This is a genomic window from Streptomyces sp. AMJ-169 (assembly GCF_055597585.1).
In genome coordinates, this window is sequence record NZ_JBVLTJ010000005.1 from 518,536 (window position 1) to 544,165 (window position 25,630).

The 25,630-nt window shown below is 73.2% G+C and carries 16 protein-coding genes, 1 pseudogene and 1 riboswitch; of the genes and pseudogenes, 7 read left to right on the forward strand and 10 right to left on the reverse strand.

The window, feature by feature from the left end; translation table 11 throughout:
- Positions 1-852: 852 nt before the first annotated feature.
- Both ACYUD3_RS15640 and ACYUD3_RS15645 read right to left on the reverse strand, forming a co-directional pair.
- Positions 853-1,104, reverse strand: coding sequence for a hypothetical protein (locus tag ACYUD3_RS15640; protein ID WP_470969845.1), 252 nt, complete (start codon positions 1,102-1,104; stop codon positions 853-855).
- 735 nt (positions 1,105-1,839) lie between these two features.
- Positions 1,840-3,621, reverse strand: a pseudogene (locus ACYUD3_RS15645) (cell division protein PerM); the annotation flags it as partial.
- Positions 3,622-3,675: 54 nt separating this feature from the next.
- On the opposite strand from ACYUD3_RS15645, the gene ACYUD3_RS15650 reads away from it, so the two are divergent.
- A complete protein-coding gene (locus tag ACYUD3_RS15650; RefSeq protein WP_470969568.1) occupies positions 3,676-4,890 on the forward strand; it encodes a sigma factor-like helix-turn-helix DNA-binding protein in 1,215 nt (404 codons plus the stop codon).
- A 133-nt stretch (positions 4,891-5,023) separates the two neighbouring features.
- On the opposite strand, the gene sucD is transcribed toward ACYUD3_RS15650, so the two are convergent.
- The 5 genes from sucD to ACYUD3_RS15675 form a co-directional block, all read right to left on the reverse strand.
- Positions 5,024-5,908: a succinate--CoA ligase subunit alpha gene (gene sucD / locus ACYUD3_RS15655; RefSeq protein ID WP_470969570.1), complete on the reverse strand. Its 885-nt coding sequence runs from the start codon at positions 5,906-5,908 to the stop codon at positions 5,024-5,026.
- 27 nt (positions 5,909-5,935) lie between these two features.
- Positions 5,936-7,114 carry an ADP-forming succinate--CoA ligase subunit beta gene (gene sucC, locus ACYUD3_RS15660; protein ID WP_470969573.1) on the reverse strand — a complete coding sequence of 393 codons (1,179 nt, stop codon included), beginning with the start codon at positions 7,112-7,114 and terminating at the stop codon, positions 5,936-5,938.
- 376 nt (positions 7,115-7,490) lie between these two features.
- Positions 7,491-8,672, reverse strand: a complete 1,182-nt coding sequence (locus ACYUD3_RS15665; protein ID WP_470969826.1) for a VWA domain-containing protein — start codon at positions 8,670-8,672, stop codon at positions 7,491-7,493.
- 178 nt (positions 8,673-8,850) lie between these two features.
- Entirely contained in the window at positions 8,851-11,112 is a 2,262-nt protein-coding gene (locus ACYUD3_RS15670) for a DUF5682 family protein (RefSeq protein ID WP_470969574.1), read from the reverse strand.
- A 73-nt stretch (positions 11,113-11,185) separates the two neighbouring features.
- Positions 11,186-12,307, reverse strand: coding sequence for an ATP-binding protein (locus tag ACYUD3_RS15675; RefSeq protein ID WP_470969577.1), 1,122 nt, complete (start codon positions 12,305-12,307; stop codon positions 11,186-11,188).
- Positions 12,308-12,453: 146 nt separating this feature from the next.
- Here ACYUD3_RS15675 and ACYUD3_RS15680 point away from each other — a divergent pair, with 146 nt between their 5' ends.
- The 4 genes from ACYUD3_RS15680 to ACYUD3_RS15695 all read left to right on the forward strand — a co-directional run bounded on the left by ACYUD3_RS15680 (position 12,454) and on the right by ACYUD3_RS15695 (position 18,647).
- On the forward strand, positions 12,454-13,770 hold the full coding sequence (locus ACYUD3_RS15680; protein ID WP_470969579.1) for an SWIM zinc finger family protein: 1,317 nt from the start codon (positions 12,454-12,456) through the stop codon (positions 13,768-13,770).
- 27 nt (positions 13,771-13,797) lie between these two features.
- Positions 13,798-15,432, forward strand: coding sequence for a DUF5691 domain-containing protein (locus tag ACYUD3_RS15685; RefSeq protein WP_470969581.1), 1,635 nt, complete (start codon positions 13,798-13,800; stop codon positions 15,430-15,432).
- A 543-nt stretch (positions 15,433-15,975) separates the two neighbouring features.
- The gene (locus ACYUD3_RS15690) at positions 15,976-16,884 is read left to right on the forward strand and encodes an esterase/lipase family protein (protein WP_470969584.1); all 909 of its coding nucleotides are present in this window, start codon (positions 15,976-15,978) and stop codon (positions 16,882-16,884) included.
- Positions 16,885-17,213: 329 nt separating this feature from the next.
- Positions 17,214-18,647: a M23 family metallopeptidase gene (locus tag ACYUD3_RS15695; protein ID WP_470969586.1), complete on the forward strand. Its 1,434-nt coding sequence runs from the start codon at positions 17,214-17,216 to the stop codon at positions 18,645-18,647.
- Between the two features lie 120 nt (positions 18,648-18,767).
- Here ACYUD3_RS15695 and pcrA read toward each other — a convergent pair whose 3' ends face one another.
- Positions 18,768-21,254, reverse strand: coding sequence for a DNA helicase PcrA (pcrA, locus tag ACYUD3_RS15700; protein ID WP_470969589.1), 2,487 nt, complete (start codon positions 21,252-21,254; stop codon positions 18,768-18,770).
- Positions 21,255-21,548: 294 nt separating this feature from the next.
- Positions 21,549-21,698, forward strand: a riboswitch (cyclic di-AMP (ydaO/yuaA leader).
- Positions 21,699-21,705: 7 nt separating this feature from the next.
- On the opposite strand from pcrA, the gene ACYUD3_RS15705 reads away from it, so the two are divergent.
- Positions 21,706-22,761: a C40 family peptidase gene (locus tag ACYUD3_RS15705; RefSeq protein ID WP_470969591.1), complete on the forward strand. Its 1,056-nt coding sequence runs from the start codon at positions 21,706-21,708 to the stop codon at positions 22,759-22,761.
- A 181-nt stretch (positions 22,762-22,942) separates the two neighbouring features.
- On the opposite strand, the gene ACYUD3_RS15710 is transcribed toward ACYUD3_RS15705, so the two are convergent.
- Positions 22,943-23,296: a hypothetical protein gene (locus ACYUD3_RS15710; RefSeq protein WP_470969594.1), complete on the reverse strand. Its 354-nt coding sequence runs from the start codon at positions 23,294-23,296 to the stop codon at positions 22,943-22,945.
- Positions 23,297-23,749: 453 nt separating this feature from the next.
- On the opposite strand from ACYUD3_RS15710, the gene ACYUD3_RS15715 reads away from it, so the two are divergent.
- On the forward strand, positions 23,750-24,820 hold the full coding sequence (locus tag ACYUD3_RS15715; protein ID WP_470969595.1) for a C40 family peptidase: 1,071 nt from the start codon (positions 23,750-23,752) through the stop codon (positions 24,818-24,820).
- Positions 24,821-24,913: 93 nt separating this feature from the next.
- Here ACYUD3_RS15715 and ACYUD3_RS15720 read toward each other — a convergent pair whose 3' ends face one another.
- Positions 24,914-25,630, reverse strand: a complete 717-nt coding sequence (locus ACYUD3_RS15720) for a LuxR C-terminal-related transcriptional regulator (protein ID WP_470969828.1) — start codon at positions 25,628-25,630, stop codon at positions 24,914-24,916.

Consider the following 25,630-nt stretch of genomic DNA (forward strand, 5'->3'; position numbering starts at 1 on the left):
TGTCCTCAGCAAGAGCGCCCAAAGCGGGGACGCCCCGAGCGGATACGCCTGAAGCTGTCCGTCCCGAGAAGGTGCCTCCGAGCTGCATGTCCTCAGCAAGCGCGCCCAAAGCGGGGACGCCCCGAGCGGATACGCCTGGAGCTGTTCGTCCCGAGAGGGGGCGTTCCGGGAGGTGCGTTCCGAGGCGGGCGTCTGCGGGAGGTGCGGGGAGGCCGGTATACGAGGCCGTCGAGCCGCTGTCTCCTTCAGGCGCCGTTCCTCCCTGAGCAGCTCTGCTCCGGCTCCTCCTTTTCCCGGCTCGCTGCTCCCATCCCGGCCGCCCTTGCTTTTCCGGCCCTTCTTCTCCGGCCCAGCCGCTTCCCCCGGGCGCCCCTTTTCCTCTCCGGCACCCTTCCCCTCTGGCATCCCTCCTTCTGGGGCACCTCTCCCTCTCCAGCCCAGCCTCTTCTCCAGGCACCCCTTCATCTCCGGCGCTCTCCTCCCCAGCGCCCTCCTCTCCTGCCCGGCTGCTTTCTCCGGGTGCCCTCGCTTTCTCTCCCCTTGGGCAGCGCTTCCTCTCCAGCTCCCCTTCTCCGGCCCAGTCGCTTCTCCGGGCCCCCTCCCCCCGAGCGCCCCTCTTTCTGCGGCCTCTCTCCCCCTCCCTCGCCCCTTGCTATCCGGTCCGGCTGCTTCCCTGGGCGCCCCACTTCCTCTCCGGCGCCCTTCCCCTCCGGCATCTCCCCGCCCGGGAGGGGCACCCCTTCCCCCCAACTCCTTCTTTCCGGCCCCTCTCCCTCCGAGCGTCCCTTTCCCCCGGCTCCTCTCCCCCGCCCCCATCGCTTTCTCCGGGCGCCCCTTTCCTCCCCGGCGCCCCTACTCCCTCCCCGGCTCCCCCTTCTCCCCCAGCTCCTCCTCCGACTCCTCCCAAGGTTTCGACGCCTTCCTCAGTGCTGCCCAGCGGGCCTCCCTGGCCGTGTCGGCGTGCCAGGACGGGTCGGGGTCCGGGGTGTGGAAGTCGTAGGGGTCGAAGAGGGCGTCCGGGGCGTCCAGGTCGTAGGAGGCGTCCTGGTGAAGGTGGGCGTAGACGGGGTCGTCTAGGCGGGGTACGGGCTGCCCGGTCGGCAACTCTGTGGGCGTCTCCTTCGTCCTCGTTCTGGCGCGGGGCCAGGGGAAGGTCCGGCGGGAGCGCTTCTCTGAGGTGGGCGGCTCGGGGGTGGCCGGGGGTGGTGGAGGTGTCGGGGGCTGTGAAGGTGCTGGGGTCGAAGAGGGTGACGAGATCTGCGAGGGCGCTGGCAGCGAAGGCGTCAGGGGCGATGAAGACGCCTGACTCTGCGAAGGCGCCGGAGCCGGTGCAGGCTCCGGGGTCTTAGAAGTCGCTGGCGTCGGTGAGGGCGTCGGGGCCTGTGAAGGCGTCGGAGTCGATGAGAACTCCGGGGTCTGCAAAGGCGTCAGGGCCGGCGAGGCTGGCGGGGTCTGCGAGGGTGCCGGAGTCGATGAAAACTCCGGAGTCTGCGAAGGTGCCGGGGTCGATGAAGACTCCGAGGTCCGCGAAGGTGCCGGGGTCAGTGAGGGCGACGGAGGCTGCAAAGGGGACGAGGTCTGTGCAGGCGATGAGTTCTGCCCAGGTGCCGGAGTCGGTGCAGGCGACGGGGTCCGCTCAAGTACCGGAGTCAGCGCAGACGCCGAGTTCTGCTCAAGTACCGGAGTCAGCGCAGACGCCGAAGTCGATGACTGAGCCGGCGGCAGCGGAGCCAAGGGCAGCGGCGTAGCCAAGGGCGATGCCGGTGTCAGCGGCGACGCCGGGATCGTCGTACCCCTCTGCTTCCGTTCCCTGCGGCGCCACACCCGTACCCCCAACGCCACCGGCACCGCCAAACCCATCATCCAGACGAGGGCCGCCGTGCCGGTCTGCCACCAGACCGGTCCGAAGCTGGCCAGCGCGCCCACCCCTAGGGGGCCGCCCGCGATGACAGCCGCCACGGTGATGAAGAAGGAGCAGGTCAGAGCCGCCACGGCTGCGGTGAGCGCGGTGATGGGGAGGCTCGGGGCTCCGAGGGAACGCCCGTCAGAAGGGGAACGCTCGCCGGAGAGCGAACGCCCGCCAGAAGAGGAACGCTCGCCGGAGAGGGAAAGCCCGCCGGAGAGAGCGCGCTCGTTGGAGAGCGAACGTCCGCCGGAGAGGGAACGCCCGTCGGAGGGCAGCCCTTCAACCGACCGTCCACCCGACAACCCCCCTTCAACCGGCACCCCCTCCCCCAACCGCCGTTCACCCGACCGCCCTTCAGCGAACCGCCCTCCCGAAGACCGTCCGCCAGTCGGCAGCCCTTCAACCGGCCACCCCTCAAGCGGCCTCCCCTCAACCGATCGTCCCTCGATCGGCCGCCCCTCAAACGATCCCCCTTCAACCGACCGCCCCTCAAACGGCCGCCCCTCAAATGACCGCCCCTCAAACGGCCGCCCCTCAAATGACCGCCCCTCAAGCGGTCGCCCCTCAAGCGGCCTCCCCCCAACCGACCCCCCTCCAGTCGACCACCCCCCAGCCAGCCACCCCGCCCCCGACCGCCCCTCCCCGAACCGCCCCTCCCGCGAACCCCCCTCAGCCAACCGCCCTCCTCCGGAACCCCCTCCCAACGGCCGCCCCCTCTCCCCGCCAACCCCCACAAACCACCCCACCACCAACCCCGCCACCACCGGCACCAACCCCGCCGCCCACGTCAACGGGCCCCCCGCGCCGGCATCCGGGACCGCCGACAGGAGCGGGAACGGGGGGAGCAGCGCCGCAGGAGATGAGGCGAGCGGGGTGATCACATGGCCCGTGCCCAGGAGGAAGCCGGGGCCCAGGGCGTACGAGGCCGCCCAGACCGCCGCGTTGGGGATCAGGGCCAGGCAGAGGAGGAGGACCGCGAACCTGCCGGACCAGCCCTCGGTGAGGTGGAGGAAGGACGCCTGCGCGGCGCGGGCGTGGAGGAGGGAGGAGGCGGCCACCAGGAGCGCGCCGCCGCCCAGGAGGACGGCCGTGCCGGCGCCGGCCGCGCGCAGGGCCGTGCCCGCCCAGGGGGGCGTGCGGCCGGCCAGCGAGCGGGGCAGGCCGTAGCCCGTCCACGCGGCGGCGGCGACCAGGAGCGGGACGGCCGTGAGGGTCCAGGTCCAGGCGGGGCGCAGGGGGCCGGCCGTCGCGTAGGCGGCCGTCGCCGCGGCGATCATCAGGTAGCCGATGACCACGCCCGCCCACGCCGTACGGCCCCCGGCGTCGCGCGCGGCGCGGTGCACGAGCCACATCGGGAGGGCGAGGAGGAGCAGCGGCGTCACCCCTACGGGTGCGGGGACGCCCGAGAGGGTGTCGACGCGGACGAGTTCGGCGCCGTGGGCGAGGAGCCAGAGGGCGGCGGCGGCGTGGAGGGCGCCGCCGGGGCCGCTGTCGGGGTACGGCGAGCTGATCCACAGGACCGTCACCAGCACCGCGACCGCGCCGAGCCCCAGGCCCGCGGCGAGGGCGCCGGCCAGCAGGCCCGACACGAGGCCGGGGGAACGGTCGCGGAGGAGGGCGCGGAGGGCGGGCAGTGACGGTCGGCTCACGCGGATCGGGATCACGCCGGTCATGCTCCCAACGACACGCGCTTTCCCGTCGTAACAGGCGAACATTCGCCGTGTCACCCAAAATACGCTTATGTACTTTTTCGTACGAAAGGGTGCCCGGTGAACCAGAGTCCAGCCGCCCCGCTCCCTCCCCCCAAGGAACGCCGACGCCTGCGCGAGGCCCACGCGCTGACACAGGCTCAGGTCGCGACCACCGTCGGCGTCACCCGGGAGACGGTGCGGGCGTGGGAGACCGGACGTACGACGCCCCGGGGGCGGAAGAGGGAGGTGTACGCGAGGTTGCTGGCGTCGCTGGAGCCGCCGGAGCGGATGAGGATGGGGAGGGCGGAGTTGCCGGAGAAGCTTTCGGGTGAGCTTTCGCCGGAGTTGACGCCCAGGCCGGAGCTGACGTCCGCTCAAAGGGTGACGTCCGCTCAAGGGGTGACGTCCGCTCAAGAGACGGCTTCACCCCAAGAGGTGACCGCCCCTCAAGAAGCGGCCCCCGCTCCTGCGGTGACCGAGCCGCGGGAAGCCGGCCCCCTTACCCCCGCCCAGGCCTTCGACGCCCTCTACGCCTTCTGCTCCCCCGCCCTCGTCCGCCAGACCTACCTCCTCACCGGCCGCCGCGAACTCGCCCGCGAGTCGGTCGAACGGGCCTTCCAGACCGCCTGGCAGCGCTGGCCCGAGGTGGCGACCGACCGCGACCCGGCCGGCTGGGTGCGCGCCACCGCGTACGAGTACGCCCTCTCCCCCTGGCACCGGATGCGCCCCCGCTACCGCCACCCCGAACCCCCGCCGGCCACGGCCCCCGACCGCGCCCTCCTCGACGTCCTGCTGAAACTGCCCCCCTCCTACCGCCGCACCCTCGTCCTGTACGACGGCGTCGGCCTCGACCTTCCCGAGACGGCCGCGGAGACGGAGGCAAGCACCCCGGCCGCCGCGAACCGCATCCTGCACGCCCGCGAGATGCTGTCGAACCGGCTGCCCGAGCTGTCGGACCCGGCCGTGCTGCACCGGCGGCTCGCCGAAGTCGCCGGCGCGCAGCGGCTGCGCGCGCCGAAACCCGCGACGGTCCGGATCACCGGCGAGCGCCGCGCCAGCTTCTGGACGCGCGCCGCGATCGCCTTCACGGTCGCCATCATCGGCGCCACCGCGCTCACCTTGCAGACGGCTCCCACCCATTACGAGCCTCCGGTCCCGGCCGGGGAGACGGTGCGCGGGGTGCCCGCGCGGGTGGCGCCGGGGGCGCTGTCGGACGCGGAACTCGCGCTGCGCGCGAAGCTGCGGAAGGAGGCGCATCACGGGCCGGAGAGGTTGGTGCCGGAGGTGAAGTGAGGGAGCGGCGGCACGCCGAATCTTTTAGGGGCGCGGGGAACTGCGCGACCAGCCACGACGCAGCCGCACCCGAAAACGGCGACGGGCCCACCCCCACCTGGGAACGGGCCCGTCGACGCGCAGTCAGCCAAACTCAGGCGGACAGGATCTCCCTGGCCAGCTTCGCCGTCTCCGTCGGCGTCTTGCCGACCTTGACGCCCGCGGCCTCGAGAGCCTCCTTCTTCGCCTGCGCCGTGCCGGAGGAGCCGGAGACGATGGCGCCGGCGTGGCCCATGGTCTTGCCCTCGGGCGCGGTGAAGCCCGCGACGTAACCGACGACCGGCTTCGTCACGTTCTTCGCGATGAAGTCGGCGGCCCGCTCCTCGGCGTCGCCGCCGATCTCACCGATCATCACGATCAGCTCGGTGTCGGGGTCGGCCTCGAACGCGGCGAGCGCGTCGATGTGCGTCGTACCGATGATCGGGTCGCCACCGATGCCGACGGCGGTCGAGAAGCCGATGTCGCGCAGCTCGTACATCATCTGGTACGTCAGCGTGCCGGACTTCGAGACCAGGCCGATGCGGCCGGGCTTGGTGATGTCACCGGGGATGATGCCGACGTTGGACTGGCCGGGCGTGATGATGCCGGGGCAGTTCGGGCCGATGATGCGGGTCTTGTTGCCCTTCTGGCCGGCGTACGCCCAGAAGTTCGCCGAGTCGTGCACGGCGATGCCCTCGGTGATCACGACGGCCAGCTCGATCTCGGCGTCGATCGCCTCGATGACGGCGTCCTTCGTGAACTTCTCCGGGACGAAGATGACGGTGACGTTGGCGCCCGTCGCCTCGATCGCCTCGGCGACGGTCCCGAAGACGGGTACCTCGGTGCCGTCGAAGTCGACGGTCGTACCGGCCTTGCGGGGGTTCACGCCGCCCACGACGTCGGTGCCGTCGGCCAGCATCAGCTTGGTGTGCTTCTGCCCGGTGGCGCCGGTCATGCCCTGGACGATGACCTTGCTGTCCTTGTTGAGCCAGATAGCCATGGTGTGTGGTGTCCTCGTCCTGAGTGCTTACTTGGCGGCGGCCAGCTCGGCGGCCTTGTCGGCCGCGCCGTCCATGGTGTCGACGCGCTGCACCAGCGGGTGGGCGGCGTCGGTGAGGATCTTGCGGCCCAGCTCGGCGTTGTTGCCGTCGAGGCGGACGACGAGCGGCTTGGAGACGTTCTCGCCGCGGTCCTCAAGGAGCTTCAGGGCCTGGACGATGCCGTTGGCGACCTCGTCACAGGCGGTGATGCCGCCGAAGACGTTCACGAAGACCGACTTGACGTCCGGGTCGCCCAGGATGATCTCCAGGCCGTTCGCCATGACCTGGGCGGAGGCGCCGCCGCCGATGTCGAGGAAGTTGGCGGGCTTGACGCCGCCATGGTTCTCGCCGGCGTAGGCGACGACGTCGAGGGTGCTCATGACGAGACCCGCGCCGTTGCCGATGATGCCGACCTCGCCCTCCAGCTTGACGTAGTTGAGGCCCTTCTCCTTCGCCGCGGCCTCAAGCCGGTTCGCCGCGGCCTTGTCGTGGAGCTCCTCGAAGTCGGGGTGGCGGAACTCGGCGTTGTCGTCGAGCGAGACCTTGCCGTCGAGCGCGATGACCTCACCGGAGGCGACCTTCGCCAGCGGGTTGACCTCGACCAGGAGGGCGTCCTCCTTGATGAAGGTGTCCCACAGCCTGACCAGCACGTCGGCGACCTTGTCGGCGACCTCGGCCGGGAACTTCGCGGACTTGACGATCTCCCGCGCCTTCTCGGGGGTCACCCCTTCGATGGCGTCGATCGGCGTCTTGGCGACGGCCTCGGGGCGCTTCTCGGCGACCTCCTCGATCTCCATGCCGCCCTCGACGGAGGCGATGGAGAGGAAGGTGCGGTTGGCGCGGTCGAGGAGGAAGGAGACGTAGTACTCCTCCACGATCTCCGGCGCGGTCTCGGCGATCATCACCTTGTGGACCGTGTGGCCCTTGATGTCCATGCCGAGGATGTTGGTCGCGTGCTCGACGGCCTCGTCGGTGGTCGCGGCCAGCTTCACACCGCCGGCCTTGCCACGGCCGCCGACCTTCACCTGGGCCTTGACGACGGACTTGCCACCGAGGCGCTCGGTGGCTGCGCGGGCCGCCTCAGGCGTGTCGATGACTTCACCGGCCAGCACCGGTACATCGTGCTTGGCGAAGAGGTCCCTCGCCTGGTACTCGAACAGGTCCACGCGCTTCCGTCCCTATCAGTGATCTCGCGGTTCGTTGGATGCGTGGGCGTGCCGCGAAGGGCAACGTGACGACCGCTGTGTCACAAGGAGGGCGCACACGGTGTCCGGCGCGCGGCATGTCCGTCTCGCAGGTTATCCCTGCTGGGCGGAGCCCTCTAAATCGCGAGTCGCACCTGAGCGGTGATACCTGTCACATGATGCCGCGATCTCTGACACTCCGTGCCGCACCGGCGCGTCCTCACCGGTCACCCCGGGCCCACCCGGCGGGCCGGGCGGGGGATCCGGGGCGGGGGATCCGGGGCGAGCCGGTGTCCGCCGTCACCGAACGCCGTCCCGCCCCGGGCCCCTTGTCCCCGGCCGCCCCGTCAGCCGGCGCTCACCCCCGGTCGGGCACCGGTATCGCTCTCCTCTCCAACGCCGCCGCCATCACCTCCGGAAAGAGATCCGGAGTACAGGCGAACGCCGGGACCCCGAGCGCTCCCAGCGCCGTCGCGTGCTCCCGATCGTAGGCCGGGGCCCCTTCGTCGGAGAGGGCCAACAGGGCCAACACCTCGACCCCGGAAGTCCTCATCGCCGCCACCCGTTTCAGCATCTCGTCCCTTATCCCCCCTTCGTACAGATCGCTGATCAGCACGACCACCGTCTCCGCAGGCCGCTCGATGCGCTCCTGGCAGTACGCCAGCGCCCGGTTGATGTCGGTCCCGCCGCCGAGCTGTGTCCCGAACAGCACGTCCACCGGGTCATCCAGCTGATCGGTGAGATCGACGACCGCCGTGTCGAAGACGACGAGTCGCGTGCTGATCGTCCGCATGGAGGCCAGCACCGCCGCGAACACCGACGCGTACACCACCGACGCCGCCATCGAACCCGACTGATCTATACAGAGCACGACCTCTTTCTTGAGTGACTGCGCCGCCCGCCCGTATCCGACGAGCCGCTCCGGCACGACCGTCCCCCGCTCGGGGAGGTAGTGCCTGAGGTTGGCGGCGATGGTGCGGTTCCAGTCGATGTCGCGGTGGCGCGGACGGTTCATCCGCGCACCCCGGTCGAGGGCTCCGCCGATCACGGCCCGGGTCCGCCCCGCGAGCCGCTTCTCCAGATCCGCGACGACTTTCCTGACGACCGCCCGCGCGGTCTCCCTCGTCGTCTCCGGCAGCGCCTTGTTCAGCGAGAGCAGCGTCCCCACCAGATGGACGTCCGGCTCCACCGCCTCCAGCATCTCCGGCTCCAGCAGCAGCGACGCCAGGCCCAGCCGCTCGATGGCGTCCCGCTGCATGACCCGCACCACCGAGGAGGGGAAGTACTCCCGCACGTCCCCGAGCCACCGCGCCACCGACGGCGCGGACGCCCCGAGCCCCGCTCCCCTCTCTCTCCGCCCCTCCTCCTCCCCTTTCCCTCCGCCGGAGTACAGCGCCCCCAGCGCCCGGTCCATCGCCGCGTCCCGCCCGCTCAGTTCCCATCCCGTCCCCTCCTCTTCACCTTCACCCGGCGCACCCGCCGCCTCGCCGCCCAGCACCAGCCGCCACCGCCGCAGCCGCTCCGCTGCCGCGTCCCCGATTCCGTCCGCTACTCCCTCTCCTCCCGCTGCTTCCGCTCCTCTCTCTCCCTCGGCTGCTTCCGTCGTTTCCGCCGGCGTCACCTCCTTCCCCTCCGTCGCCCGCTCCCTTTCCTGCCCTTCCTGCCCTTCCGCCCCTTTCGCCCTACACCCCTTCATCGGTCCACCCCCTCCGATCGGTTCACACATCCGCCCACGAATTTCCGGACCCCAGCAGCCCCCGCACCACCGGCACCACCGCCGCCGCCCGCCCCTCATCGAGCCTGGCCCCGAATCCGGCCGCCCAAGAAATCCCGGCCGCGTTCCCCCGCTCCCGCGGCTCCCGCCGCACCACCTCCCCCAGCGTCCGCCGCACCCCCGCCTCGAACTCGGTGAACGTCCGCCGCAGCAACGGCAGTACGTCCACGAACGCCTCAGCGGACACGCCGGTCAGCCAGGCGTCGACCAGCCCGAGCAGCCGTTCGTCGTGGACGAGCAGCAGCCCTCCCCCGGGCCCGCCGACGAACCCCTCGATCCAGGCGGCGGCGTCGGCGGGCGGGGCCGCCGGGGACAGGGCGAGGCCCATCCGGCGGGCGGCCTCGTCCTGGCCCGCATCCCCGCCGTCCAGGAGGAGCCGGGCCGCGCGGCCCCGGACCACCCCCGCCACGTCGTCCCGCCCGGCGAGCCGGCGCAGCACGGCGAGCCAGGACGCCCGCAACTCCCCCTCGTCCAGCAGGGCCACCGCCCCCTGGACTGCGTCCACATGGCCGCGCATCTCCCGCGCCGCGTCCGCGTCGAGGCCCACGCAGGCGGCGGGCAGGCCGACGAAGACCCGCCGGGCCAGGCCCGCCGCGACCTCCGCGAGCGGTCCTGTCCCGGTGCCCCGGACGTCGCCGTAGCGCAGGGAGCGGACCAGGGCGGGCAGGGCCTGGGCGAGGCGGCCGACGTCCGTGTCGAGCGCCGCGCGGTCGGCGAGGGCGCGCATGACGTCGGGCAGCGCGCCGGGCAGGTCCGCCAGCAGGCACTGCTCGGCCAGCTCGGTCACCTCCGCGAGGGCCTTCGCCGCCTCGGCCCGCGCGCGGGCTCTCGCGGTCGCCGCGGCCTCCACGGTCGTCCCCCACACACCCGCCTCGGCGACCCGGACGTACAGCTCGGGCTCCCAGCGCAGCCGCCAGGTCTCGCGGAACGTGCCCGCGCCGCCCCGGCCGGCGACCGGCTCGCCCCACCCGACGCCGAGCAGCCGCAGCCGGTGCAGCAGGCGGCTGCGCGCGCCGTCGGTGTCCTTGCGCAGGTCCAGTTCGGCCTCGCGCTCCCCCGCCTCGGGCCGCAGCCGCAGCCTGCGCTGCGTGCGCTCCAGGTCCCGCCGCAGCGGCACCGCGGGCGCCCCCTCGGGCACCTCCCCGAGGACGTCCCCGACGGCCAGCCGGTCCCGCACCAGCTCCAGCGGCACGTCCGAGCCCTCGCACAGCACGGCCCGCACGGCGTCGGTGACCTCCCCGAACCCGGGCAACGGCCGCCCCCGTACGGCCGCGAGGGTCTCGGCGAGCCGGACCGCCTCGATGACGTGCGCCGGGGACACCACGCGGTCCTCCGCGCGCAGGAGCCGCGCCGCCTTGGTCATCCACCGCTCGACCGGCCGGTCCGGGGCGTCGTGCAGGTGCGCGTACCAGCCGGGCGAGTCGACGCCGGCGCCGTACCCGCCCGCGCGCGCGAGCCTGCGGTGCGTCCACGGCACCCACGTCAGCTCCGCCTTGACCTTCGGCAGCCCTTTGAGCAGCCCCCGGTCGGCGGCGACGGCCGTACGGCGGCGCAGCGCCGGCACATGCCAGGCCCCGCACACCACGGCCACCCCCTCGGCCCCGAACTCCCGCAGCGCCGCCCGCAGCTGAAGCCGCATATGGGCCTCGCGCACGGCGTCCCGGCCGCCCTCCGGGTCGTCGTACACCTCCCGCACGGCGTCCATGGCCTCCTCGACGGCCAGGAACGCCGCGAACGGGTCGCCCGCCGCGCGGTGTTCGACGACGTCCTCCCACCAGCGCTCGGCGTCGTCGTACCCGGCGGCCCGGGCCAGCTCGCCCAGCGGGTCGACGCGGACGGCCTCCTCGGGGTCCTCGGCGGGCCGCGCCAGGGTGTGGGCGGCCGGCAGGTCCATGAAGCGGACCGGGACCTCTTCGGCGAGCGCCCAGCGCAGGGCCGCCCACTCCGGGGAGAACCCGGCGAACGGCCAGAACGCGGACCGGCCCGGCTCGTCCACCGCGTGCGCCAGCAGCGCGACCGGCGCGCGCATCCCCTCGTCCGCGACGAACGGCACCAGCGCGTCGGCCTCCATGGGCCCTTCGACCAGGACGACCGCGGGGCGCGCCTTCTCCAGCGCCTCCCGCACGGCCCGCGCCGACCCCGGCCCGTGATGCCTGACCCCCAGCAGCAACGGCCACCGCACTTCTCCACCCCCCTCTGCGCTCATCCGCCCATCCGTCCGTCCGCCCATCCGTCCGTCCGCCCATCTCACCCACGAGGCCACTTCGAGTCGTCGTCCTTCATGCGCTCACCTCCCTGCACGCCCGGTAGAAGTCCGTCCATCCGTCCCGCTCCCGCACCACCGTCTCCAGGTACTCCTGCCACACCCCCCGGTCCGCGCCCGGATCGCGGACGACGGCCCCGAGGATCCCCGCGGCGACGTCCCCCGCGCGCAGCACCCCGTCCCCGAAGTGCGCGGCCAGCGCGAGCCCTCCGGTGACGACCGAGATCGCCTCGGCCGTCGAGAGCGTCCCGCTGGGCGACTTGACCTTCGTACGGCCGTCCCCGGTGACCCCTTCGCGCAGTTCCCGGAAGACGGTCACCACGCGCCGGATCTCCTCGATGCCCTCGGGCGCGGCCGGCAGCTCCAGGGACCGGCCGAGCTGCCCGACGCGGCGCACGACGATGTCGACCTCGGCCTCGGCGCTCTCCGGCAGGGGCAGCACCACCGTGTTGAACCGGCGGCGCAGCGCGCTGGAGAGGTCGTTGACCCCCCGGTCGCGGTCGTTGGCCGTGGCGATCAGGTTGAAGCCGCGCACGGCCTGGACCTCCTCGCCCAGTTCGGGCACAGGCAGGGTCTTCTCCGACAGGATCGTGATCAGCGTGTCCTGCACGTCCGCCGGGATGCGGGTCAGCTCCTCGATCCGGGCCGTCCTGCCCTCGGCCATGGCCCGCAGCACGGGGCTGGGCACGAGGGCCGCGCGGCTCGGGCCGTCCGCGAGCAGCCGCGCGTAGTTCCAGCCGTAGCGGATCGCCTCCTCCGGCGTCCCCGCCGTGCCCTGCACGAGCAGCGTCGAGTCGCCGCTGACGGCCGCGGCCAGATGCTCCGACACCCACGTCTTCGCCGTGCCGGGCACGCCGAGGAGCAGCAGCGCGCGGTCGGTCGCGAGCGTGGAGACGGCGACCTCGACGATGCGGCGCGGGCCGACGTACTTGGGCGAGATCACTTCCCCGCCGGGCAGTCCGCCGCCCAGCAGATAGGTCGTCACCGCCCAGGGCGACAGCTTCCATCCGGCCGGGCGCGGGCGGTCGTCGTACGCGGCGAGCGCGGTGAGTTCGGCCGCGAACTCGTCCTCCGCGTGCGCCCTGAGAACGGTCGGCGCGGAATCGTCCGCGGATGTGTTTTCGGTGGTTTCGGGCATGACTGGGTCCCCCTCCGGCTCGGCCGGTTTTCCGATCTGGCTCCACCATGCACCACACCACTGACAATCGCGCTGACCTGCGGAAACAGGGTTTTCGGAGGGGACGGCGAGGGCGATTGTCAGTGCCGGGTCCTACCGTCGGGGACATGACGCAGCAGGGGGAGCGCTGGAGCGCGGATCAGGTGCGGGCACTGGCGCCTGACGAGGCATCACGGGTGGCGGGGGACAAGCTCGCGGCGGCCGGCCGGTGGGAGTCGGCGGGGTGCGCGGAAGGGGGTGCGGTGTGGGGGGTGTGCCGGGGCAGCGCGCTGTACCGGACGGTCGTCGATGTGCCGGGGCCTGCGTACCGGTGCGGTTGCCCTAGCCGGAAGGTGCCGTGCAAGCACGTGCTGGGGTTGCTGTTGCTGTGGGCGGCGGGGGAGGTGGCCGGGGCGGCGGCTCCGGACTGGGCGCGGGAGTGGCTCGCGGGCCGGGGCAAACGCCCTGAGGCATCTTCGGCACCGGCCGGTCCTGCCGATCCGGAGGCTGCCCGGCGGCGGGCGGAGCGGCGTGCCGCGCGGATCACCGCCGGGGCCGCCGAGCTGGAGCGGCGGCTGGGGGATCTGCTGCGGGGCGGGCTGGCCGCGGCCGAGCGGGCGGGGTACGGGCTGTGGGAGGAGACGGCGGCCCGGATGGTGGACGCGCAGGCGCCCGGACTCGCCACGCGCGTGCGCGAGTTGGGCGCGCTGCCCGGATCGGGCCCCGGCTGGCCCGGACGCCTGCTGGAGGAGTGCGCGCTGCTGCACCTCCTGTGCCGGGCCTGGCTGCGCCGCGACGAACTCCCCGAACCACTGGCGACGACCGTACGCGCGCGCGTGGGCCTGCCGGCCGCTCCCCAGGGACCGCCGGTCCGCGACGACTGGCTGGTCCTGGCCCAGTACGACACCTCGGACGGCGCCCTGACGACGCGTCGCATCTGGCTCCACGGCGCCGCCACGGACCGTACGGCCCTGGTCCTGTCGTACGGCGGCGCCGGACGCGCCCCCGAACTCGGCCTGCCGGTGGGCCTGTCGGTGGCGGCGGAGGTCACGCCCTACCCCGGCCCGCGCCAGCCGCGCGTGTCCCTGGGCGACGCGTTCACGTCCCCCGCCCCGACCTCGGTACGACCGCCCGGCATCCCTCTGGCCCAGGCCATGTCCCGCTATGGCGACGCCCTGCGCGAGGACCCCTGGCTGGACTCGGTGCCGGTCACCCTGGACGACGTCGTCCCGGTCCCGGCCGGAACCTCGTGGCAACTGGCGGACGCGCGCAGCGGATCCGCCCTCCCCCTGACGCCGGCGGCCATGTCCCGTCCCGCTCTGTGGCGCCTGATCGCCCTCTCCGGCGGCGCCCCCGTCAAGGTCTTCGGCGAGTGCGGCCACCGGGGCTTCACGCCCCTGACCGCCTGGCCCACCGCCCCCGGAGAAGCCGTCCCCCTGCACTGAGCCGCACCGAAAGGAGCCGACATCCCGATGAACGACACCCCTGGGGACACCGCCCACTGGGAAACCCTGCTCACCACGGCCCTCTTGGGGACGGACCGCAGGCCGCTGCCGGGGGAGGGCGTGGACGCCCCCGGCGCCCTCCTAGACGCCCCCGGCGCCCTCCTAGACGCCCCCGGCGCCCTCCTGGACGCCGCCGCCGTGGCGACCGTCCGCCGCCGGGCCGGGCTCTGTCCTGGTGCCGCCGGCCCCCGGCTCGCGCCCGCGCCCGAGGAGCCGCGTCCGGCGCTGCCGGCTGCGGCGGCCCGGCGGCTCACCCTCCTGCTGGCCGAGCGGGGCGCCCCGTCGGCGGGGCGGCGCGGGGGCGTGCCGGACCTTGTGGAGCTGCTTCCGCAGTGGCTGGCGGCGGCCAACGCACACGGGTACGCGCCGCCGCCGCAGGCCCTGCCCGCGCTGCTGGACGCGGCGCGGGGGCGGACGGATCTGCGGGCGGCGGTGCTGGTGTTCGCGGGGCCGCGCGCGCTGTGGCTGGCCCGGCTGAACCCGGAGTGGCGGTTCGCGCTGCGCGCGGCGGGCGCGGACCGGACCCCGGCGTCGACCGCCGAGGAGGCCGGACGGGTCTGGGAGGAGGGGCTGTTCGCCGAGCGGGTCGCGCTGCTCGGGACGCTCCGCGCGCGGGACGCCGACGCCGCCCGTGAGCTGCTGGCGTCGACCTGGGCGACCGAACGCGCCGAGGACCGGCTGCTGTTCCTGGACTCGCTGCGCACGGGGCTGTGCCCGCGCGACGAGCCGTTCCTGGAGCAGGCCTTGTCCGACCGCAGCCGCAACGTGCGCGCCACGGCGGCCGAGTTGCTGTCGGCGCTCCCGGGTTCGGCGCTGGCCGCGCGGATGGCCACGCGCGCGGGGACCTGCGTCGCCGTGGACCGCACGCAAGAGACGCCCACGATCGTCGTCGAGGCGCCTCACGAGTGCGACGCGGGCATGGAGCGCGACGGCGTCGTAGGGGCCGCTCCGGCGGGGCGGGGTGAACGGTCGTGGTGGCTGGGGCAGTTGGTGGAGGCGGCGCCCCTGGGGAGCTGGCCGGCGCGGCTGGGGGGCCGTACGCCTGGGGAGATCGTGGGGCTGCCGGTGGCCGACGGGTGGCTGGGGGAGCTGCATGCCGCGTGGTGCCGGGCCGCCGTGCGGCAGCGGGACGCGGACTGGGCGCGGGCGCTCCTGGGCGCGCCGTCCGCGCCCAGCGCGGGTGGTCCCGGGGCGGTGTCGCTGGCCGAGCGGGCGCGGCTGCTGGGCACGCTGCCGGGGGACGAACGGGCCGCGTGGGTGGCCGGTTTCATCGCCGCGCACGGCCTCTCGGAGGCCTTCCAGCTGCTCGGCGTGTGCGCGGTGCCGTGGGCCGCGCCGCTGGGGCAGGCGGTCCTGGACGCCCTCGACATCGCGCGGGACACGGGCAGTTACCCCTGGAGCCACAGCGGGGTGATGGGGCTCGCCGAGCGCTGCCTGGATCCCGCGGAGGCGCCCCGCCTCGACGCGCTGCTGGCGGCGCCGGACGAGGGGACGGCCGACGCGGCGCCGGGAGCGGGCGGCTACTGGGCGGAGGCGTTCCGCCGGCTGGCGGCGACGCTGCGGCTGCGGGGGGAGATGCGCAGGGAGTTGGAGGCGGCGTGAGGGGCGTCCGTGGGGCCTGGGAGGGCGTACGAGGGGGCGGGAGGCCGATCGCGTCGGCGGTGGCCTCCATGCCCGCGTCGCGCAGCGCCCGCGCGAGGGCCTCCGCCGCCCGGCAGGTGAACGAACGTTATGTCCAGCATCCCGTAACCGGCAGTTTCGCGGCGGAGGGCGAGGGGCAAACCACACGCAGGGACACATTCGCCGCGCACCGCACCCCCGTTCACCGCGGGGAGGCGGGCGCACCGGGAGCCGCAACGAGGTCGCCGTACCGCCGCGCCGAGGCCGCGCGGCGCGCGCGGTACGGCGCGCGTCGGCGTCGGCGCAAGGGTTCGGGGAGCAGGTACGGCACGACTCACGGGGGCTCGTCACCAGCACCGCAACGGCGCTCCCGGCATGTCGAAGGGCAGCACACGCACGACCCGCGCGCCCGCGACCGCACCGCCTCCCGGCCCGCGCCGGCCGCCGGCCTCCTCCGCCCGGCCGCCCACAAGGGGCACACGGGGGGAACAGTGCCTCCTCCCGTGCGCCGACAGGAGGTCGGCCATGACACCCGCAAAGGCAGCCACCGCGCGGGCAGCCAGCGCCCAGACGACCACCGCGCGGGCGACCACGTCCGCCCGCGCCCTGGAACCCCTGCGCCGCCTCCTGCCCGGCTTCCTGACGGGCCTGTCCATGGCGCTGCTGAAGGCGACCGCCCTGGAGCTCGCGATCCTCACCGGGCACGCCCTGCTGTACCCCACGGGGATGACCCAGGAGCGTCCCAGCGCGCCCCCTAAGCCGGAGCCCGGCGGCCCGGACCTGCTGCCGGTGCCGGCCCGCCCGCCGGTCGTCCTGCTGCACGGCTTCATCGACAACCGCTCGGTCTTCGTCCTGCTGCGCCGCACCCTCGCCCAGCACGGCCACCAGTCGGTGACGTCCCTCAACTACTCGCCCCTGACCGGTGACATCAGGGTCGCCGCCGAGTCCCTGGGGCGGCACATAGAGAGCATCTGCGCGCGCACGGGCAGCAGCCAGGTCGACGTCGTGGGGCACAGCCTGGGGGGTCTGATCGCCCGTTACTACGTGCAGCGCCTCGGCGGGGACGCGCGCGTGCGCGTGCTGGTCACGCTGGGCACCCCGCACGGCGGCACCCGCCGGGTGCCCCTGGCCGACGCCCACCCGATCGTGCGTCAGATGCGCCCCGGCTCCCCGGTCCTGGCGGAGCTGCGGCGGCCCGCGCCCGGCTGCCGTACCCGGTTCGTAAGCTTCTGGGCCGATCTCGACCACCTGATGGACCCCCCGGAGACCGCCGCCGTCGACCATCCCGACCTGCTCGTCCACAACGTCCGCGTCACCGGCATCGGCCACCTCGCCCTCCCGGTGCACCCGGCGGTCGCGACGGGGATACGGCAGGCCCTGGACGCGGAGTTCCCGCTCCCCCGCGCGCGCAGGGACGGCCTCACGGTCGCCTGAGACCCGCCCGGCTCACGGCGGTCCGGGCCCCGCCCCGCGCGCGGGCCGCACGACCCGGCGCGTGGACACAACAAAGCGGCGTACAGGCGCAGTCCAACGCCGGGCAAAAGTCCCCCGCAGAAACCGTCCGCCCGCGAGGAACCCCGCCGCACCTTCGAACATTGACTCGAACAAAGCCCCGAAGCCGCGTCCGCAGTCCCCCGAAAGACGGCCGAATGCCCGTTTCCCGCAAGGGCGAAACCTGAGGAAGATTGTCGCGCCCGCGTACCGCCGGGTACAGTCGCCGCACTGCTCTGGCAGCCCCTGTTGTCGAGGCGAAAGAGAAGTTGGTGAACGACGGTCACCCGTCGGGGATCCTGACCCCCCCGGCCCCGGCTTCCGACGCCGCCCCGACGCCCCAGGCGTCGTACGGCAGCCAGGAGGCCCAGTACGACGGCTTCACCACCCCCTACGGGGGCCACGACACGGGCGCCTACGGGACCGGCGCGTACGACACCTGGTCGACGGGCGCTCAGCCCGCCCTGAACCACGACCCGTACGCGGCCCAGCACCACGCCGCCTACGACACCACCGGCTGGCAGGCCGACTACCAGCAGCTCCCGGCCATCCCCGGGCAGCAGCCCCCGGCGGACAGCAGCGGCCAGTGGGACACCCGGACCTGGCTCCCGCCCGAGCAGAGCGGCGGCCCCGCCGACCAGACCCAGCAGTGGGAGTGGGGCACCCAGGCGTTCGAGACCGGGACCTTCGAGACCCAGTCCTTCGACACCGGCGCGTACGACGCCACGGAGTGGAACTCCGCGGGATCGCCGGACGTTTACGAGACATCCGGCGACACACCGGACGCCGCCGACCCGTCCTACGACCCGCAGGCCCACCACCCCGACCAGTCCTCCGACCCCTTCGCCCCCTTCGACCAGCAGGCCACCACGACGTTCGAGGCCGACGGCCTGGCCGCGACAGGTGAGCTCCCGGTCCTGCTGGACGGCCAGGAGGAGCCCGCCGCCCGCCCGGCGGGCCGCGCCGCGAACCGCCGCCGCAAGGCGCCCGCGAAGCGGTCCGCGCTGCTGACCGTCGCCGTGCCCTCGGCGTGCGTGATGAGCGTCGCCGGCATCGCCGCGGCCTCGGTCGGCACGTTCGGCGACGACGGCAAGGACACCACCGCCTCCGCCGCCGCCGAGACGAAGTCGGTCAAGCCGTCCGCCGCCAACAACAAGCTGGACAGCCAGCTGGAGAGCCTCAGCGCGGAGGCCGACGACTTCGCCGACCGCGCGAGCCGTACGCAGGAGCGCATCGACCTCAAGGCGCAGCAGGAGGCCGAGAAGAAGAAGGCCCTCGCGGAGGCGGCGCGCAAGGAGCGGCTGCGCCCCAAGTACGCCCTCCCCGTCGCGCAGCACGGCCTGAGCGCCTACTACGGCCAGTCCGGCATCAACTGGATGTCCATGCACACCGGCATCGACTTCCCCGTCGCCTACGGCACGACCGTCATGGCCGCCACCGACGGCACCGTCCGCACGCAGTGGAACAGCGCCTACGGCAACATGCTGATCCTGACCGCGAAGGACGGCACGGAGACCTGGTACTGCCACCTCTCCAGCTACCGCGTCGCCTCCGGTACGACCGTCAAGGCCGGCGAACCGATCGCCTACTCCGGCAACTCCGGCAACTCCACGGGCCCGCATCTGCACTTCGAGGTCCGGCCGGCCGGGGGCTCCGCGATCGACCCGCTGCCGTGGCTGCGCAGCCACGGGCTCGACCCGACGTAAGGCCGAACTCCCCGCCGGTGGGCCCCTGCTGGACAGCAGGGGCCTTTCCCGTGCGCCCGTGCGCCCGTGCACCCGTCAGGTCGCCGGGGCGTCGGGTCGTCGGCCGTCGGGTCCGTCGCGTCAGAGCTTCTCGACCGGCGCGTACCGCAGCAGCAGCCGCTTCGGCTTGCCCTCGCCGAAGTCGATCGTCGCCTCGGACTTCGCGCCGGAGCCGGCGACGCCGACGACCGTGCCGAGCCCGAACTGGTCGTGGGTGACGCGGTCCCCGACGGCCAGCGCGACCGCGGGCTTGTCGTCGGCCCGGCTGGTGGCGAACCCGGAGGCGCCCTTCGCGGAGGAGCGGGAACGGGTCGAGAACGACGAGGTGACGCCGGACGTACCGCCGCCGGACACGGGAGGCGCGGCGGGCGCGCCCGTGCGCTTCCAGTCGACGTGGACCGCCGGGATCTCCTCCAGGAAGCGGGAGGGCGGGTTGTACGACGGCTGGCCCCAGGCGCTGCGCAGCGTGGAGCGGGTGAGGTAGAGCCGCTCGCGCGCGCGGGTGATCCCGACGTAGGCGAGGCGGCGCTCCTCCTCCAGCTCCTTGACCTGGCCGAGAGCCCGCATGTGCGGGAAGACGCCGTCCTCCATGCCGGTGAGGAAGACGACCGGGAACTCCAGGCCCTTGGCGGTGTGGAGGGTCATCAGCGTGATGACGCCGGAGCCGTCCTCGCCCTCGTCGGGGATCTGGTCGGAGTCGGCGACCAGGGCGACGCGCTCCAGGAAGTCGGCCAGGGAGGGCTGCTCCCCCTGCTCGTTCTCCTGCTCGAACTCCAGGGCCACGGCGGCGAGTTCCTGGAGGTTCTCGATCCGGGTCTCGTCCTGGGGGTCGGTGGAGCTCTGCAACTCGGCGAGGTAGCCGGTGCGTTCGAGGACGGCCTCCAGGACCGTCGCCGGGCTCGCGCCGGACTCGACGACCGTACGGAGGTCCTCCATCAGCGTGTTGAACTTCTTGACCGCGTTGGCGGAGCGCGCGGCCATGCCGTACGCCTCGTCGACGCGGCGCAGGGCCTGCGGGAAGCTGATCTTCTCGCGCTGGGAGAGGGCGTCGATCATGGCCTCGGCGCGCTCGCCGATGCCGCGCTTGGGGACGTTGAGGATGCGGCGCAGCGGGACGGTGTCCTCGGGGTTGGCGAGCACCCTGAGGTAGGCGAGGACGTCCCGGACCTCCTTGCGCTCGTAGAAGCGGACGCCGCCGACGACCTTGTAGGGCAGGCCGACGCGGATGAAGACCTCTTCGAAGACACGGGACTGGGCGTTGGTGCGGTAGAAGACCGCCACGTCACCGGACTTGGCGTCGCCCGCGTCGGTGAGGCGGTCTATCTCCTCGGCGACGAACTGCGCCTCGTCGTGCTCCGTGTCGGCGACGTAGCCCGTGATGCGGGCGCCGGCGCCCGCGTTGGTCCACAGGTTCTTGGGCCTGCGGGACTCGTTGCGCTCGATGACCGCGTTGGCGGCGGTCAGGATCGTCTGCGTGGAGCGGTAGTTCTGCTCCAGCAGGATCGTCGTCGCGTCCGCGTAGTCCTCCTCGAACTGGAGGATGTTGCGGATCGTCGCGCCCCGGAAGGCGTAGATGGACTGGTCGGCGTCGCCCACCACGCAGAGTTCGGCGGGCGGCAGGTCGTACTCGCTGGGCGGCGTGTCCGGTGAACGGTCGGCGCCGCCGACGAGTTCCCGTACGAGCGCGTACTGGGCGTGGTTGGTGTCCTGGTACTCGTCGACCAGGACGTGCCGGAAGCGGCGGCGGTAGTGCTCGGCGACGTCGGGGAAGGCGCGCAGGAGGTTGACCGTCGTCATGATCAGGTCGTCGAAGTCCAGCGCGTTGGCCTCGCGCAGCCGGGACTGGTACAGCGCGTAGGCCTGCGCGAGGGTCTTCTCGAAGCTGTCGGCGGCCTGGCCCGCGAAGTCGTCCTCGTCGATCAGCTCGTTCTTGAGGTTGCTGATCTTGGCGCTGAAGGACTTGGGCGGGAAGCGCTTGGGGTCGAGGTCCAGGTCGCGGCAGACCAGGGCCATCAGGCGCTTGGAGTCGGCCGCGTCGTAGATCGAGAACGACGACGTGAAGCCGAGCTTCTTGGACTCGCGGCGCAGGATGCGCACGCACGCGCTGTGGAACGTCATGACCCACATCGCGTTCGCGCGCGGGCCCACGAGCTGCTCGACGCGCTCCTTCATCTCGCCGGCGGCCTTGTTCGTGAACGTGATCGCGAGGATCTGGCCCGGGTGCACGTTGCGCTCGGCGAGCAGGTAGGCGATGCGGTGCGTGAGCACACGGGTCTTGCCGGACCCTGCGCCGGCGACGATGAGCAGGGGCGAGCCGGCGTGGACGACCGCCTCGCGCTGGTTCTCGTTCAGCCCGTCCACCAGCGCCGCCGCGTCCAGCACCGGGCGCGGGGCGCCGTCGCGGTAGTAGGCGTCCCGGTCCGGCGGCGCGTCGAATTTCCCGCCGAACAGGTCGTCCGGAATCGGCTCCGGCGCGTGCTCGTCCTCGGGCGGGGGCGGGGGTTCCTCGCCGTGCCCGCGCGGGGCCTGGAGGTCCGCCAGGAAGCTGTCGTCAAAGAGGCTGCTCATCGCTCTCCGAGTCTAGGCGGCCCCACTGACAACCGGTCCCGATCCCGGAAACGATCTGCGTACGACAGGGGCGGGACAGCCTCCGGTGAGGCGCGAAACCGACTCCAGGAGGACCGGAACCGGCACCCTCTCCAGCGCGTCTTCCCTTGACGTCACAAAAACGTATCGGGCATATCGGCCATCAACCTTCACAGAAGCCACACGAGTTGGCTACCGTGCCGCTCAGGCCGCACTGTCCCCCACCGGCGAACGTCGCCGGGCCGCGCGGCCTCCGCCGAGTCCGGCCCGCCCCCGTGCGCGAGGCAGCCGGAGCCGGGGACCCACCGAGACCTTGGGGTGAATCGGCCGGATCCCGACCAGGAGACGGCCGTAGGGCAACCTTCCGCGGGCACGACCGCGCCCGAACCCGACAGCTGACCCGGTAGGCGGTAGTACGGAAGGAGTCGCCTCCTTGGCGTCGCAGCACCGCAAGCCCCGCTGGACGGGCAGCGTTGCGTCCGGCATACGCACGCCCGCACTCGCCACCGCGGCCCTCACCTCGGTGGCCCTGCTCTCCCAGACGGCCGAAGCGGCCCCCGCCACGGACGGCAGACCCACCCTGGAGGACATCGAGAAGAAGCTCGACGCCTTCTACAGCCAGACGGGCACCAAGAAGGACACCGCGGCCAAGGAGAAGGAGACCAAGCGCGCCAAGACGTTCCTCGACACGGCGACGCGCTACGGCACCCCTCCGGAACCGCTCCTCCCGCCCCGGCCGACGCATCCGCCGAGCATTGGGGGCGAGGACTTCGGGGAGGCGGCGGGGGACTCTGGGGCGCCGTCGGAGGGCTTCAGGGAGCCGCCGGAGGGTTTGGGGAAGTCGGCGGGGGGCTTCGGGGAGTCGCCGGGGGGCGAGGCCTCCGCGCGCGCGGAGGAACCCGCGCATCTGGAGGCGCCCGCGCGCGTGGACGATCCCGTGCGGACCGGCACACCCGCGCGCGCGGAGGAACCCGCCGCCGACCCCGAGAGCGATCTCAAGAACGCGAAGGTGACGGTCCAGGGGAAGCTCAGCAAGGCGCAGGCCCTGTTGTCGTTCCGCACGGCCGGCATGCAGAAGGCGGCCCCCCAGCAGCAGAACGCGGACGCGGTCACGGCCAAGGCGGAGATCACCGCGAAGGCGGAGATGGCCCTGGCCTTCGCCCGCGCGCAACTGGGCAAGCCGGTCGTCCTGGGCGCCTCGGGCCCCGGTTCGTACGACAGCCCCGGCCTCACCCGCGCGGCCTGGGCGTCCGCCGGAGTCTCCCTCCCCCGCACGACCTTCGCCCAGGTCACCGCGGGCACCCCGATCCGCCTCCCCGACGCCCGCCCGGGTGACCTGGTCTTCTTCCACGACGACATCACCCACGTGGGCCTCTACATCGGCGACAGCCTGATGATCCACGCCCCGCACCCCGGCGCCCTCATCCGCGAGGAGTCCATCGACTTCGCCGGCAAGGCGGAGATCCACAGCGTCGTCCGCCCGTCCTGAGGGAACCGGGACGCCCGACGACGACACGTGTCACCTCCGGTGGTTGCGGGGGTGACCGGTGCTCCCCGGAAGAGCGGCTCCAGGGGGGTTCTGGCGGGCGCGGAGGGCGCTTGGGCTGCCCCGGGTCGCGGACTCTCCGTCGCGGCCCTCCAGGGAGCCGTGAGGCGCCCCTACGCGCGGCTCACGTCCAGAGCACCGCGATGAAGATGTTGGCGACGGTCAGCCCGCCGACCAGGCCGAAGAGCGGCTTCTCGACGGTCTCGTCGTCCCGTTTCACGTAGACGAGCCCCAGGATCACGATCAGCAGGGCCAGCTTGAGCCCGATCTTGACGTTGTTGACGGCGTGGTCGTCGGCCTGGTTGAGGCCCACCAGGATCACGCCGGTGACCAGCATCGTCGCCGCGCCGTGCAGCATCCCGGGCACGAAGCGGGCGGTGCCCTGGCCCATCGCCTTCATCTGGGTGAGGAAACCGCCGAGCAGCGCGGCGATCCCGATGATGTGCAGGCCGACGAAGAGATGGATGAGTACGTCCATGAGGCGGAGCCTAATCAGCCCCCTATGGGGCGTCTGTCACCGCCCCCACCCGGTACACGCGCCCCGTACGACTCCAGGAGTACGGCCCGTAGCACTCTGTCCCACCTCACGGACCAGAACCCCCGGTTCGGTCAACGCAGCGCACGAAGTCGTCTTCGAAAGAGGGACTCGTCCGCACATACGGTCACCGGGCAGTCCACTCACGCCACTTCCGCACATCGCGTTACCGAGTCGTCACCGACAGGCCTAGCGTCCTCCCCCAGGTGCCCGGCTCCCCACCGCCGCCCAGGCCAAGGGGCGGCAGTCGGACACCACCGCCGAGGAAGTCCGGCGGCGGCCCGTCTCTCCCCGGAGCGGACCGCCGCCGGACGCGCCCCCGCCGCCCCGCTTCCCCCGGTCCACGGGCCGCCGCGGCGCGCGAGGCGGTCGTACGAAAGGACAGGCACGTCCAACGTGGCAGCGCACCGAAAACCCCGCCGGCATCAGCTCGGCGGCCCCGCCGTCCGTACCGCCGCGACCCTCGCCCTCGCGGGCGCGGCGAGCGCGACGGCCTTCGACGGGACCGGCCAGGCCGCCCCGGCGCCGACGGCGGACCAGGTCAGGGCGGAGGTGGACCGGCTGTACCGGGACGCCGAGACGGCGACCCAGCAGTACGACGGCGCGCGCGAGCAGGTGCGGACCGCCGAGAAGCGGCTGACGGTCCTGCGCGACGAGGCCGCCCGGCGTACGGCCGACCTCAACTCCGCGCGGGACACGCTGGGTTCGATCGCCGCCGCCCAGTACCGCAGCGCCGGCCTCGACCCGTCCGTACAGCTCGCGCTCTCCGCCACGCCCGACCGGTACCTGGAGGACGCCGCGCTCGCCGAGCGCGCCGGCGACCGCCAGACGGAGGCCGTACGGCTCGTGCGGCAGCGCCTCGGCGAGGTCGAGCGGCTGCGCGGCGCCGCCCGCGTCGAGATCGCCTCGCTGACCGCCCGGCAGGCGGAGCTGCGGGAACACCAGCGCACGGTCACCTCGAAGCTGGCCACGGCCCGGCAGCTGCTGTCCCGGCTGACGGCTGCGGAACGCGCCCGGGTGAGCGAGGAGACAGCGGGCGGCGGGGGTGCGGGGAGCGGGACCCGCGCCTCACGGACGGCGTCCCGCACCGGTCTCCGGTCCGCCGCCGAAGCCCCCAACTCCCTCGCTGCCGCGGCGATCTCGTACGCCTACTCCAAGCTCGGCAGCCCCTACGTGTGGGGCGCCACCGGTCCCTCCGCCTTCGACTGCTCCGGCCTGATCCAGGCCGCCTACCGCTCCGCCGGCGTCTCCCTGCCCCGCACGACCTACGCCCAGATCGACGCCGGCCGACGCGTCTCCCGCTCCGAACTCCGTCCCGGGGACCTGGTCTTCTTCTACTCCGGCATCAGCCACGTGGGCCTCTACATCGGCAACGGCCAGATGATCCACGCCCCCAACCCGTCGGCCCCGGTCCGGGTGGCCCCCATCGACCAGATGCCGTTCGCGGGGGCGACTCGGGTGGTGTGAGCCGACGCCGGCACGGAAACGCCCCTCCGCTGACGCGGAAACGTCCCCTCCCTCGGCGCGGGAGCGCCCCCTCCCCTGCGCGGGAGCCGCCCCTCACACCAACCGGCGTGCCGTCGCCCAGCGAGTCAGCTCATGGCGGTTGGAGAGCTGGAGCTTGCGCAGGACCGCCGAGACGTGGGACTCGACCGTCTTGACGGAGATGAAGAGCTGCTTGGCGATCTCCTTGTAGGAGTAGCCGCGGGCGATGAGGCGCAGCACCTCGCGCTCGCGCTGGGTGAGGCGGTCGAGGTCCTCGTCGACCGGCGGGGCGTCGGTCGAGGAGAAGGCGTCGAGGACGAAGCCCGCGAGCCGCGGCGAGAACACCGCGTCGCCGTCCTGGACCCGGAAGATGGACGCCACGAGGTCCTTCCCCGTGATCGTCTTGGTCACATAGCCGCGCGCGCCGCCGCGGATCACTCCGATGACGTCCTCCTCGGCGTCCGAGACGGACAGCGCGAGGAAGCGCACCGGCCGCTCGGGGTCGGCCGCCAGATCGGCGCAGCGGCGCAGGACCTCGGCGCCGCCGCCACCGGGCAGATGCACGTCCAGGAGGACCACTTCGGGGCGGGTCGCGGTGATGACGGTGACCGCCTGGTCGACGTCCTCGGCCTCCCCGACGACCTCGACCCCCGTCTCCTCGGTACGCCCGATCTCGGCCTGCACGCCCGTACGGAACATGCGGTGGTCGTCGACGAGCACCACCCGCACCCGCCGCTGCTGTTCACCGTCGCCCAGGGCCGCCGTCTCCTGCGGCAGCGCGTCCGGCTCCAT